The sequence below is a fragment of the Mycobacterium europaeum genome, assembly GCF_034555895.2.
Lineage (GTDB): Bacteria > Actinomycetota > Actinomycetes > Mycobacteriales > Mycobacteriaceae > Mycobacterium > Mycobacterium europaeum.
Window position 1 is genome coordinate 3971668 of record NZ_CP157315.1, and the last position, 12671, is coordinate 3984338.

Genomic DNA, 12671 nt, shown 5'->3' on the forward strand with positions numbered 1-12671 from the left:
ACATTGATCTCACAGGATAGCCTGGGCTACGCCGTAGGAATTCCGGGAGACAACGTCGTGAGTACGCGTTTCAGTATGTACGGTAACCGCTTCGAACAGGCCATTTAACCCGGAGCATGCTCCGCATTCGCGGGAATACTGATATACGTAATTGCTCCTATCCTGAATTGCCTTTTCGCTAACGACGCGGAATTTTGGTTCATTTCGTATTGCCACCGCAAACGACATTCACGCGCCCCAGCGGGTGTGTAATCGGCGCCTCTGATTCCGGCGTGAAAGTGATGTCCGCCACGGCACAGCCCGGGCAGCGCGTGCTGATCTACTGAGATACGGAGTCAGCCGGTCCGGGCGACCCGGATGAGCGGGCCGGCGCGGGCCACCAGCCTGGTGATGCCGACGTATCGTTCGCCGTCGATGATCGGCGACAGCGGCTCGCCCTCGGCCTCGATGACCATCTCGCGGCCGTTGACGTCGCGTACGCGACGGCCGTGGACCGTGCCGTTGGTGAGCGCCGCGGGAAGCTGCACGACGATCCTCGAGGGTCGTATCTCGCCGGCCTGGAAATGCAGCGCGCCGGGGTTCTCGGCCTTCGGGAAAAGCCGGAACGGCCCCCCGATCCGCAGGTCGATCGCGCCCGCGTGCAGCACGCGGTGCGTTCGCGACGGAACCTCCTCGCCGTCGATGACGACCCGGGCGCGCGTCGGGGTGAACAGCACCGACGAGTAACTGGACGCCTGCGAGCGGCCGACCTTGGACGCGAGGTAATCGCGGAACGAGCGGCCGATCACCCGGACGACCTCTGTCCGGCCATGGTCGGGCTTTCCGTAATACATGTCGTAGAACCGGTTTCCGACTCCGCCGGCGGCCAGCCCGAAACACAGGCGATGAAACGGCGCTCCGTCCGCGGTTTCGCCGTCGAGTCGCAGCGTGTCCAGGCGTATCTCGGGTGGCGGCCGGTCGGCCGCCGCGGCGGCGGCCAGCTCGCGGATGACGGCGTCGGGCCGCCCGCGCACCCGCGCCTTGCGGGCGACGGCGTTGACGCTGCCCCCGTTGGTGGGCACAAAGGCCGGCCAGCGTGCCGGGTCGCTCTCGCAGCGCTCGATCTCGTTGATCAACCAGTGCAGCGCGCCGTCACCGCCGTCACCGACGAGGTGGGTGACCCGCGGATGGATCCGGTCCAGCGTCTTGCCGAGGTCCTCGATCGACGCCGTCTCGTGCACCTCGCCCCACGGCCCGACGATGCGGCGCAACTCGGCGACGCGGTCGCCCCGCCCTCGTCGGTTCCGGCGCGCGAGCGGGTTGACGATGACCCCTAGATACATCCGCCGGCGTCCAGGTGAGGTTCCGTCGGCCATCCCACGCACGATACCTGCGGCGTTCGGATGGGCGGGATCACCTGGTTAGGGTGGGCTGCATGCCTGGTTGGACCGCAGCGCAGCTGCCTTCGTTCGCCGGACGCACCGTCGTGATCACCGGGGCCAACGCCGGCCTGGGGGAGGTCACCGCCCGCGAGCTCGCGCGGGTGGGTGCCCGCGTCGTGCTGGCGGTGCGCAACACCGAGAAGGGCAAGGCCGCCGCCGAGCGGATGACCGGCGACGTCGAGGTGCGCCAGCTCGACCTGCAGGACCTGGGCTCGGTGCGGCGGTTCGCCGACGAGCTGGGCACGGTCGACGTGCTGGTCAACAACGCCGGCATCATGGCCACCATGCACGCGGTGACCGCCGACGGCTTCGAGGGCCAGATCGGCACCAACCACCTCGGCCACTTCGCGTTGACCAACCTGCTGCTGCCCAAGCTCACCGACCGGGTGGTGACGGTGTCGTCGCTGATGCACCACTTCGGCTACATCAGCCTGCGCGACCTGAACTGGCGATCCCGCCCGTACTCGGCGTGGCTGGCCTACAGCCAGTCCAAGCTGGCCAACCTGCTGTTCACCAGCGAGCTGCAGCGGCGACTGGAGGCCGCCGGTTCTCCCCTGCGCGCGCTGGCCGCCCATCCCGGCTGGTCGCACACCAACCTGCAGGGCAACTCAGGCCGCAAATGGGGCGATGCGGCGGTCCTGGCCGTCGACCGCATCGTGTCCACCGACGCCGACTTCGGGGCGCGGCAGACGCTGTACGCGGCGTCGCAGGACCTGCCGGGCGACACCTTCGTCGGCCCGCGCTTCGGTCTGTACGGCCGCACGCAACCGACCTGGCGCAACTGGCCCGCCAAGCGGGCGGGCACCGCCGCGGCGCTGTGGGAGCTTTCCGAGGAGCTCACCGGCACCACGTTCCCGCTCTCGGCAGGCGGTTTTTTGTCGCCCGACTAGATTAGTGGCATGTCAAGGGCTGATCTGGCGGCGATTCTGGCCTTGTGCGCCGCGCTGGCGTCGGCGATCGGCAACGTGGTGCGCCAGCGCTCCGCGCAGGAGGTCACCGACAAACCGGTCGGGCATCTGGCGCTGTTCGGCATGCTGTTGCGCGATACCCGTTGGTGGATGGGTGGTCTCGGAGACATCGCCAGCTACTGCCTGCTGGCCGCGGCCCTGGACAAGGGCTCGGTGCTGTTGGTGATGTCGCTGCAGGTGACCGCGCTGCTGTTTGCCCTGCCGCTCTACGCGCGGATGAGCCGCCATCCGGTCACCCGCGGCGAGTGGACGTGGGCGGTGCTGCTGGCCGCGGCACTGGCGGTCGTCATCGCGGTCGGCCAGCCGGTGGGCGACCAGGAGCGCGCGCCGGCGCAGACCTGGCTGGTGGTGGCCCTGGTGATGGCCCCGCCGCTGTTGTTGGGATTGCTGGGCGCCCGGATCTGGTCGGACCGCCCGGTGTCGGCCGTGTTGCTCGCGGCGGTCGCCGGCTCGTTGCTGGCCGCGTTCGCGGTGCTGATGAAGGGCGTCGTCGACATCCTCGAACACAACCCCGAACAGTTGTGGACCAGACCCGAACTGTACGGCTGGGTGTTCTGCGGGGTGGCCGGCATGATCTTCCACCAATCGGCCTACCGCGCCGGCGCGCTGACCGCGTCGTTGCCGACGATCATCGCCGCCAAGCCCATCGTGGGCGCGGTGCTCGGGATCACCGTGCTGGGCGAGACGCTGGACGCCCACGGCTTCGACTGGGTGGTGCTGGCGGTGGCGACGGTGTTGGTGATCGTCGCGACGGTGGGCCTGGCCCGCGGCGAGGCCGCGACGGTGTCGGCGGGCGCGGGACGCGACGCCAGATTCGCCGACGAACCGAAAGCGTCTCCGCAACGCTTGAGCGGGTAGCGATGGCCGGTACCGACTGCCCCGCAGTCCAACTGCCGTTGCCGCGCCCTAACGTCTTGGCCCTCGCGCCGCAATACCATGCGCTTCGCCGCGACGCGCCGCTTACCAGGGTTTTGACGCCGACGGGTCAGCCGGCGTGGTTGGTGACTGCCTACCACGAGGCCCGGGAGATATTCGCCGACGCGACGCGATTCGGTGTTCATGCCCCTCTGGATCCAGAGTTCTTGGGAGACAACGCCTTCGAACGCGAAATGGCGAGAACGATCACGAACTACGAAGGTCAGATAGCCAGATTGCGCAAGCTGATGTTGCCGTGGTTTGCGCCGAAGCGGCTCAAGCACTTGAGTGGCCAGATCCAGGAGTTGATCGACGGCTGCTTCGACGAGATGGCCGCCGCGCACGCCCGAAACCCCGACCACACCGTGAACTTTCATGACCTGGTGGGATTCCGACTGCCGGGCCAGGTGATCTGCGCCCTGCTCGGGGTACCCGATGCCGACCGCGACTACGTGATCGGTCTGTCCGGCCGCCTGGGCAGCACCGCCGACCCGGCCGACAAGATGGCCGCGATCGCCGAACTCAGGCAATGCGTGGCACGCTTGCTCGCGCTCAAGCGGCACGCCCGGGGCGAAGACATCTTCTCGTATCTGTTGGCCGCTCAGGACTCCGATCCCCATCAGTTCTCCGATTCCGACCTGAATTACTTCGCGATGGGTCTGGTCTCTCCAGGCCATGAGACCGTCGTGGCCCGAATGGATTTCGCCGTGCTCTACCTGTTGAGTGAGCCGAGCCGGCGCGATTGGCTTTTGGCCGACGTCGCCGCACGGTTGGACAAGACCGTCGAGGAAATCCTGCGGATGACCTCGCCCCACCACACGGGCCGGCCGCGGTACGCGCTCGAGGACGTCGAGATCGGCGGTGTGACCGTCGGCCACGGGGATCTGGTGATCGTCTCCGAAGGCGCGGCCAACCGTGACCCGTCCGTGTTCGACGACCCCGACGTGTTCAACCCCGACCGAACGCCCAACAGCCATATCGCCTTCGGTCATGGGCCGCATTACTGCATCGGGCAGAACCTCGCGCGCATCGAGCTGCGGATGATGGTCAGGTCGCTGTTCCAGCGGTTCCCGGACATACGCCTGGCGGTCGACGTCGAGGATCTCGAGATCATCACCGACCGCATCGACGGCGGTGTCGCGGCCGTTCCGGTCACCTGGTGACTGGCAGCCGCGAGCTTGTGCCTGTGGCCGACAACGAGAAACTCGGACTACGCGCCGCAGGAAGCCGAACGCGACGAGCACCCCGATGACGCCGGGGCCTGACCAACGCTGCCCGAGATGGACCGCGCTGCGGTGGGGTCTCGGGTTGGTTCTGGGGGCATTAGTGCCTACCGGTTGGGGACCAACGCCTCCTGTCCGGGTTTCGGTGGTCGCCTAACACTAGCGATATCCCGGTCCGTGACCTTGTTCACGTGATGCGCCAGTGGTCCACCCGCAAAGGAGATCGGTATGTCATCCCAACACACCCAGCGCGGAATTGTGGTCGGTGTCGACGGTTCGCCGTCCTCGCTCGTGGCCGTGGAGTGGGCGGCGCGGGACGCGCAGATGCGCAACGTGCCGCTGAAGTTGGTGCACGTCGTACCCGCCATGGTGGTGGCCGGGGAAGGGTGGTCGGAAATCGCCGTGCCTGCCGACTATGCGCGGATGCAGGAAGACCGAGGGCGCCAATTCATCGAGCAGGCCCACAAGGCCGCCGTGGAGGCCTGCTCGCCGAGTCGCGCGTCGCACGTCACGAGCGAGGTGCTGCACGGCACGATCGTGCCGGCCCTGGTGGACCTGTCGCAGCACGTCGACATGGTCGTGGTGGGTTGTCGCGGCCAGGGCGCGGTGGCCCGGGCCTTGCTGGGATCGGTTAGCGCCGGGCTGGTCCATTACGCGGACTGCCCGGTCGCGGTCATCCACGATGAGGATCCGCTCACGGCGCGCTCGCCGCAGGCGCCGGTGGTGGTGGGTGTCGACGGTTCGCCGACTTCGGAGTTGGCCACCGAGATTGCTTTCGATGAGGCGTCGCGCCGCGGTGTGGACCTGGTCGCGCTGCACGCCTGGAGTGACATGGGGCCCCTTGATTTCGCGAGCGTGAACTGGGCTCCCATCGAGTGGCGAAATATCGAAGACCAGGAGAAAGAAGTCCTGGCCGAGCGGCTGTGCGGATTTCAGGAGCGCTATCCCGACGTGGTCGTGCGCGAGGTCGTGGTGTGCGATCGGCCTGCGCTCAGGTTGCTCGAACAGGCGCAGAAGGCTCAACTCGTGGTGGTGGGCAGCCATGGCCGCGGCGGATTCCCCGGCATGCTGCTGGGCTCGGTCAGCACCGCAGTGGTCAACACCGCCGGCATCCCGGTGATCATCGCCCGCATGCCCCACCACCATTGAGCCACACCGAATCCCAACCAATACGGCACGATGACCTACCCACCTCAAGGTGACACTGCGCCACACCCGCACCGCGCAGGCGGCAACAACCGAGGAGTCCACCCGCGATGCAGGAGCTGACGGCAGTTCAGGCGCGGGCTTACGACACGTGGTTCGAGACGCCCTGGGGAGCCCACGCGTGGGCGGTGGAATTGGCCGCGGTCGACGATGCCCTCCCCCGATGCCGGGACCAGATCGCGGTGGAAGTCGGATGCGGCACGGGCCGTCTCGTCGCCCACCTGGCTGCTGAAGGTTCACGCGTGCTAGGGGTCGACCTTTCGGCGGGGATGCTCACGGTCGCCGCCGGCCGCGCCCCTGGTCGCCTCGTGCGCGCCGATGCACGCCGACTGCCGCTGCCGGACGCCATCGCTGATGCCGCAATCACCATCGCCACAATGGAATTCGCCGATGCGGCCGCCGTGCTGGCCGAACTGGCACGCATCACCTGCCCCGGCGGCCGCATCATTGCCCTTGCCCTCAACCCCGCCAGCCTGTGGGGCCTGCTTGACCGGCCCACCCGCCGGCCCCCCTTCTCGACGGCCACCTACCTGACCCGCCGCCAGCTGCGGCGCCTAGGCCGCCGCCACGGCGCGGCGCGGGTGCGCGGCCGGCTGTTCACCGCGGCGCACCCCAAGTTCCTCCACCACCTCGAGCCGTTGGCCACACTGCTCGGGCACGCCGCACCCGGGCTGGGCGCCGTGCAGGTCCTCACCATCGACACGCCTCCTGAGGCCAGCACCGATCTACGGTGAAGACCGAGAACAGGGGTGTTCGCCTCCACGACAATCGCCATGAACTCGTGGCGCGGTGCATGAGCGAGAACCCAGTGCGAAGACACTGCCCAGGCGTAAGCTGCCCACGTGGCGGGCTTTGCCCTCGCCGCAACGATGACCCGCCGAACCCGACAGGACGAAAGTCGACACCAAAGGGGGTCGCATGCCGCGAAGCGTCGGAGAACGATACGAGTGCGACCAGTGTGGAGCGGTGCTGGTTTACGAAAAGCCATGCCCATGCTCGCCCGAGATGGAGCATGCGGAGATCTGCTGCGACAAGCAGATGACGCAAGTGGCGCAGGAGAAGTAAGTCCGGCCCTGCGCTTCGTGAACACGATCTCGGCTCCGCAGTCCTTGCCGCGCGGCCGCTCGCCTGCATCTGGGCCAGACCTTTTCGTCAAGCCCTACCTTGGTCGCGCCGATGTCGGATGATGGCGAACCAGTCCTGAAGGTCTGCGACCTGAAGGTGACCCTCGAAGGGCAGGCGGTCCTGGCGAACCTGTCGTTCGTTGTGCGGCGCGGCGAGGTTCTGACCATCCTGGGCCCGAACGGCGCGGGCAAGACGGTTCTGCTGCGCGCGCTTCTCGGCACCGTGCCCTACGAGGGTTCGGTGACGTGGAAGAAGGGCACCCGCATCGGCTATGTCCCACAACGGCTGCCCTACATCAAAGACATCCCGTTGTCGGTCGCGGACTTCTTCGCGCTCAAGGCAAATCCACGAGGAGACGTCGACGCAATGCTGCGCACCGTCGGACTCGCCGGCGAGCTTGCCAACAAGCGGATCGGTGACCTGTCGTCCGGACAATTTCAGCGGGTCCTCATCGCGTGGGCTCTTGCGGGGGATCCTCACGTCCTGTTGTTCGACGAGCCCACAACCGGAGTCGACATCACCGGGGAGGAGACGGTCTATGCCCTGCTCACGCGACTGCATCAGGAACGCAACCTCACGATGCTGATCGTCACCCACGACTTAGCGGTGGTGCACCGCCTCTCCTCGACCGTGCTGTGTGTGAACAGACAACCGATCTGCCAAGGCCCGCCCATCTCGACGCTCACACCCGAAAACCTGCAGCGCCTCTACGGGGCTGAGGTGAAGTTCTACGAGCACAAGCACGAGTAGCGGCCGATGCCCACCTTGCTTCTCAGCGTGATCTCGGGGGCGTTCATCGGCGGCGCCGCCGCCTATCTCGGCTCCCTGATGCTCAGCCGCAGGATGGCGCTGGTGGCCGGGCCGCTCGGCCATCTGACCCTGCCGGGAATCGCCCTGGCGCTACTTTGGGGTTTCGACGTCGCCCTCGGGGCGTTCCCCTTTGTCATCCTCGGGGTGATCTTGATCTGGCTGCTCGAAATGCGAACGAAGCTGCCAATGGAAGCGCTGACCGCCCTCGTGTTCGCCTCCGGCGTAGCGGTCGCCTTCCTATTTCTGCCGATCGATCAAGCCGAGGCCGCCCTGGTAGGAGACATCTCCAAGGCCAGCCTGGGCGGCACCGCACTATCCGTCACCGCGTCGCTCGCCGTCATGGTCGCCGTCAATCGCGCCTACCCAAAACTGGTGCTGGGAAATATCTCGGAAGAACTCGCCGCTGCCGAGGGGGTCGACGTCAAGCGGTACAACCTGCTCTACCTGTTCTTAATCGCAGTCATAGTGGCGCTCGGGGTGAAGATGGTGGGCGGGCTATTGACCGCAGCGCTTGTGGCGATTCCCCCTGCCGCCGCGCGAAACGTCGGTAAGGACCTGCGACAGTACACCCTCGGCGCGACCACGATCGGTGTCGCATCAGCGATGCTCGGCATCGCCCTATTCCAGGTCACGCGATTCCCGGCCGGGCCGCTGATCGTTCTCGTGAGCGCTGCAGCGTTTCTGCTCACGTTGCCGTGCGCCCGGTACCGGTAGCTCAGCTCTTTCGTCGTCCCTGCATGGACCGCAAAGAGGTAGGGCAGCGGCGGGGCCGAGGCAGGGTTTCCCGTAAACCAGCACCGCCCCACACTTTTCACACTCGGACCCCAACGCTTCGGGCCGGCCGAGTGGTACGACTTCGCCGATCACCGGTGCGCAGACCCCAAACCGTTCGGCTGGAAAACCGCCGCCGACATCCAAGCGGTGGACTCCGGCGATCGACTGACGCACAGTAAGCGCTATGACGGAAATCGATTCGCCCGCCCAGATCGTGTTTGCGATGCCCAGGATCGGCGATCCCGCCCCCGAATTCACCGCGGACACCACGCAAGGCCCGATCAACTTCCCCGCCGATTACAAAGGGAAGTGGGCCATTTTCTTCTCACACCCCGCCGACTTCACCCCGGTGTGCACCAGCGAATTCATCACCTTCGCCTGGATGCAGCAGCAGTTCCGGGACTACAACACCGAACTGGTGGGGCTGTCGGTGGACGGTCTCTACAGCCACATCGCCTGGCTGCGCACCATCAAGGAGAAGATCACCTTCAACGGCATGAGCGGTGTCGAGGTGACCTTCCCGCTGATCGAGGACGTCACCATGGAGGTCGCTCAGAAGTACGGCATGATCATGCCCGGCGAGGCCTCCACCAAGGCCGTGCGGGCGGTCTTCGTCATCGACCCGGCGGGCGTCATCCGCACGATCATCTACTACCCGCTGAGCACCGGCCGCAATTTCGATGAGCTGCTGCGCTTGATCAAGGCACTGCAGACCGCCGACGCCTTCGGGGTCGCCACCCCGGCCGACTGGCGACCCGGCGACCCGGTCATCGTTCCGCCGGCGGAGTCCTGCGGTGTGGCAGCCGACCGCATGGCCGGCGCCGAAGAAGGCCTCGAGTGCGAGGACTGGTTCTTTTGCACCAAACAGATCAGCGAGACCGACGTGGAGAACGCCATCCGCGCCAAGTGACGCCGAACGCCGGCGCCCACCCGCCTCAACTATCGCGGCGTGCGCGCCCACCGCCGCAACCATCCCCACCGCGCCGGCGCCACCCTCGACCGCCGCCTATCGGCCGCCCTGAGACCGCGGCTTCGAACGCCCGCAGGTGGTTCTCGGAAGCGGCCCGCAAGTTCTCATACACCCTATGGATGGCTGCCTGGTCACTGCCTTGCACGGCCGCAGACAGGTCGGCTATGTCACCGGTTTCGAGTTCGACTCCGGCCGCGTACGCCCCTTCGACCGAGGACAGTCCCCGGGCGAGCCAGGCGTCGTAGGCGCCCTGCAGTTCAGTGTCGGCGTAGGTCCCGGGCGGCTGGCCTACCGACGGATCGGGCACGTCGTAGCGCTCGAGCAGTCGCCCGATCGCGTCGTAATGACGCTGCTCGCTGGCGGCAATGTTGTCGAAGATCGGCACGCCCCACGCCTGGTGGAACCGCCGGTACAAATCGCGCGCCAGCCGTTCCTCCTCGCGCATCAGGACCAGATCCGCCCGCTCGCCATCGGATAACGGACCACCGGCCGCCGGTCGCGAGCTGTCGTCGACATTCATCCGATGACTCCGTTCATGTTCGGCCACCCGATACCGGTCGGATCGACTACGCATATTCGGCAGCCATGTTCAACGCCAACCGAACGCAGGAGGCAGGAACATACTCGCCTGACGTCAGGATATTTAACGGTGATCCCCGGCACTAGGACCGCCATGTCGGATTCATCGCCCGCTACGGCAGCTCAGCCTCGCCGGGCCTGAGACCTCAGTGAAGAAGGGGTCTGCTGCACGGAGAAGTGACACCTGCGAGTTAACCTGCGCCGCAACCTCAAAAAAGACATACGGCTTGAAGATGTCCCAAGAAGTCAAGGCGGCCTGGTAGGGATCAAGAGCGTTCACGGCGAACTCAGACTCGGTGACGATCCGGTTCGCGACATCTAACGCCGACACGTCGACGCATCTGCTCAGCCCACCAGTAACGTCGGCCCAGTAGTCGTCCACAAGTCGCAAATCAAGAACCTGGGTATCGACGGTGGTGGCAGGTACAGGATTCGAACCTGTGAAGCTTTCGCGACGGATTTACAGTCCGCTCCCATTGGCCGCTCGGGCAACCTGCCGCCAGACAGGTTACAACGAGGGGGTAGACAAAGCACAAACGGCCATCACGGGATGAAGGGACGGATCGCATGGCGGACTCATCGTTCGACATTGTCAGCAAAGTCGAGCGCCAAGAGGTCGACAACGCACTCAACCAGGCCGCCAAGGAGCTGGCCACCCGCTTCGACTTTCGCGGCACGGACACCACGATTGCGTGGAAGGGCGAGGAGGCTATCGAGCTGACGTCGTCCACCGAGGAACGCGTCAAGGCCGCCGTCGACGTCTTCAAGGAGAAGCTGATCCGCCGCGACATCTCGATGAAGGCCTTCGACGCCGGCGAGCCGCAGGCGTCCGGCAAGACCTACAAGGTCAGCGGCACCCTCAAGCAGGGCATCGACAGCGAGCACGCCAAGAAGATCACCAAGCTGATCCGCGACGAGGGGCCCAAGGGCGTCAAGACGCAGATCCAGGGCGACGAGATCCGCGTGACCAGCAAGAAGCGCGACGACCTGCAGGCCGTCATCTCGATGCTCAAGCAGGCCGACCTGGACGTCGCGCTGCAGTTCGTCAACTACCGGTAGCGGACCCGGCGAACGCTCGGTGTGACCATTACTGGCCCGGCCAACCGGTGGGTGCCTAATCTAGTGACCAGCCCCACAATGTGAGCGAGGTTCACGATGACCGTGACTCCCCAGGAAGCCGGCGACGCGACACCGACCGAGGCCGACTACTCCGACGTCATCATCGTCGGCGCCGGCATCTCCGGCATCGATGCGGCCTACCGGATCAGCGAGCGCAACCCACAGCTGACCTACACCATCCTGGAGCGGCGCGCGCAGATCGGGGGCACGTGGGACCTGTTCCGCTACCCGGGCGTGCGCTCGGACAGCAGCATCTTCACGCTGTCCTTCCCGTTCGAGCCGTGGACGCGCAGGGAGGGCGTGGCCGACGGTGTCCACATCCGCGAGTATCTGGTCGCCACGGCGCGCAAGTACGGCATCGACAGCCACATCCGGTTCAACGCCTACGTCCGCTCGGCCGACTGGGATTCGTCCACCGACACCTGGACGGTCACCGTCGAGCAGGACGGGGCGCCCAAGCTTTACCGCGCCCGGTTCCTGTTCTTCGGCAGCGGCTACTACAACTACGACGAGGGCTACACCCCCGAATTCCCCGGCATCGAAACGTTCGGCGGCACGGTGGTCCACCCGCAGCACTGGCCGGAGGACCTGGACTACACCGGCAAGAAGATCGTGGTGATCGGCAGCGGGGCCACCGCGGTCACGCTGCTGCCCTCGCTGTCGGACCGGGCCGCCAAGGTGACCATGCTGCAACGCTCCCCCACCTACCTCATCTCGGCGTCGAAATACGGCACGGTCGCCGCGGTCGCGCGGAAAGTGCTGCCCCGTAAGCCGGCTCACCTCGTCGTCCGGATGTACAGCGCGCTCACCGAGGCGGTGTTCTTCGCCCTGTCGCGCAAGGCGCCGGGGCTGGTGCGGTGGCTGCTGCGGCGCAAGGCGATCAGCAGCCTGCCCCCCGGCTATGACGTCGACACCCACTTCAAGCCGCGGTACAACCCGTGGGACCAGCGGATGTGCCTGATCCCCGACGCCGACCTGTACAACGCCATCACCGAGGGCCGCGCCGACGTGGTCACCGACCACATCGACCACTTCGACGCGACGGGCATCGCGCTGAAATCGGGCGGGCACCTCGACGCCGACATCATCGTCACCGCGACCGGCCTGCAGCTGCAGGCCCTGGGCGGGACCGCGATCAGCCTGGACGGCACCGAGGTCAAGACCAACGACCGCTTCGTCTACAAGGCGCACATGCTCGAAGACGTGCCCAACCTGTTCTGGTGCGTCGGCTACACCAACGCTTCGTGGACGCTGCGCGCCGACATCACCGCCCGGGCCACGGCAAAACTGCTGGCGCACATGGCCGCTCACGGCTACACGCACGCCTACCCGCATCGCGGCAACGAGCCGATGACCGAGAAGCCGTCCTGGGACATCAACGCCGGCTACGTGCTGCGGTCGGTGCACGCGCTGCCGAAATCGGGCACCAGGCGGCCGTGGAACGTGCGGCAGAACTACCTGGCGGACGCCATCGATTACCGCTTCGACCGCATCGAGGAGGCGATGGTGTTCGGGCGCGTCGCCGACTGGGCGGCATTGGCGGGCTGAGCCGGACCGGCAC

General features: G+C 66.4%; 13 protein-coding genes and 1 tRNA gene. 10 read left to right on the forward strand and 4 right to left on the reverse strand.

From position 1 onward, the window contains the following. Nucleotides 1-335: 335 nt before the first annotated feature. Nucleotides 336-1322 (reverse strand): diacylglycerol kinase family protein, encoded by a 987-nt coding sequence (locus tag U8D42_RS18255; protein WP_322858832.1) that lies wholly within the window; start codon nucleotides 1320-1322, stop codon nucleotides 336-338. Between the two features lie 92 nt (nucleotides 1323-1414). On the opposite strand from U8D42_RS18255, the gene U8D42_RS18260 reads away from it, so the two are divergent. The 8 genes from U8D42_RS18260 to U8D42_RS18295 all read left to right on the forward strand — a co-directional run bounded on the left by U8D42_RS18260 (nucleotide 1415) and on the right by U8D42_RS18295 (nucleotide 9352). Continuing rightward, nucleotides 1415-2311 (forward strand): oxidoreductase, encoded by an 897-nt coding sequence (locus U8D42_RS18260; protein ID WP_322858706.1) that lies wholly within the window; start codon nucleotides 1415-1417, stop codon nucleotides 2309-2311. 9 nt (nucleotides 2312-2320) lie between these two features. Further along, nucleotides 2321-3247, forward strand: coding sequence for a DMT family transporter (locus tag U8D42_RS18265; protein WP_322858705.1), 927 nt, complete (start codon nucleotides 2321-2323; stop codon nucleotides 3245-3247). 143 nt (nucleotides 3248-3390) lie between these two features. Beyond that, entirely contained in the window at nucleotides 3391-4467 is a 1077-nt protein-coding gene (locus U8D42_RS18270; RefSeq protein WP_322858704.1) for a cytochrome P450, read from the forward strand. A 288-nt stretch (nucleotides 4468-4755) separates the two neighbouring features. Then, nucleotides 4756-5676 carry a universal stress protein gene (locus U8D42_RS18275; protein WP_322858703.1) on the forward strand — a complete coding sequence of 307 codons (921 nt, stop codon included), beginning with the start codon at nucleotides 4756-4758 and terminating at the stop codon, nucleotides 5674-5676. A 107-nt stretch (nucleotides 5677-5783) separates the two neighbouring features. After that, on the forward strand, nucleotides 5784-6467 hold the full coding sequence (locus tag U8D42_RS18280; protein ID WP_322858702.1) for a class I SAM-dependent methyltransferase: 684 nt from the start codon (nucleotides 5784-5786) through the stop codon (nucleotides 6465-6467). Between the two features lie 442 nt (nucleotides 6468-6909). Beyond that, the gene (locus tag U8D42_RS18285; RefSeq protein WP_322858701.1) at nucleotides 6910-7608 is read left to right on the forward strand and encodes a metal ABC transporter ATP-binding protein; all 699 of its coding nucleotides are present in this window, start codon (nucleotides 6910-6912) and stop codon (nucleotides 7606-7608) included. Nucleotides 7609-7614: 6 nt separating this feature from the next. Further along, nucleotides 7615-8382: a metal ABC transporter permease gene (locus tag U8D42_RS18290; protein ID WP_322858700.1), complete on the forward strand. Its 768-nt coding sequence runs from the start codon at nucleotides 7615-7617 to the stop codon at nucleotides 8380-8382. A 244-nt stretch (nucleotides 8383-8626) separates the two neighbouring features. Beyond that, complete coding sequence (locus U8D42_RS18295; RefSeq protein ID WP_322858699.1) at nucleotides 8627-9352, forward strand: peroxiredoxin; 726 nt, start codon at nucleotides 8627-8629, stop codon at nucleotides 9350-9352. A 25-nt stretch (nucleotides 9353-9377) separates the two neighbouring features. On the opposite strand, the gene U8D42_RS18300 is transcribed toward U8D42_RS18295, so the two are convergent. The 3 genes from U8D42_RS18300 to U8D42_RS18310 form a co-directional block, all read right to left on the reverse strand. Further along, on the reverse strand, nucleotides 9378-9932 hold the full coding sequence (locus U8D42_RS18300) for a DUF2202 domain-containing protein (protein ID WP_322858698.1): 555 nt from the start codon (nucleotides 9930-9932) through the stop codon (nucleotides 9378-9380). 162 nt (nucleotides 9933-10094) lie between these two features. Further along, complete coding sequence (locus U8D42_RS18305; RefSeq protein WP_322858697.1) at nucleotides 10095-10373, reverse strand: hypothetical protein; 279 nt, start codon at nucleotides 10371-10373, stop codon at nucleotides 10095-10097. Between the two features lie 32 nt (nucleotides 10374-10405). Further along, nucleotides 10406-10489 (reverse strand) — tRNA-Tyr (locus U8D42_RS18310). A 69-nt stretch (nucleotides 10490-10558) separates the two neighbouring features. On the opposite strand from U8D42_RS18310, the gene U8D42_RS18315 reads away from it, so the two are divergent. Then, complete coding sequence (locus U8D42_RS18315; protein ID WP_068062458.1) at nucleotides 10559-11050, forward strand: YajQ family cyclic di-GMP-binding protein; 492 nt, start codon at nucleotides 10559-10561, stop codon at nucleotides 11048-11050. Nucleotides 11051-11146: 96 nt separating this feature from the next. Continuing rightward, entirely contained in the window at nucleotides 11147-12658 is a 1512-nt protein-coding gene (locus tag U8D42_RS18320) for a flavin-containing monooxygenase (protein ID WP_322858696.1), read from the forward strand. The last annotated feature ends 13 nt before the right edge of the window (nucleotides 12659-12671 follow it).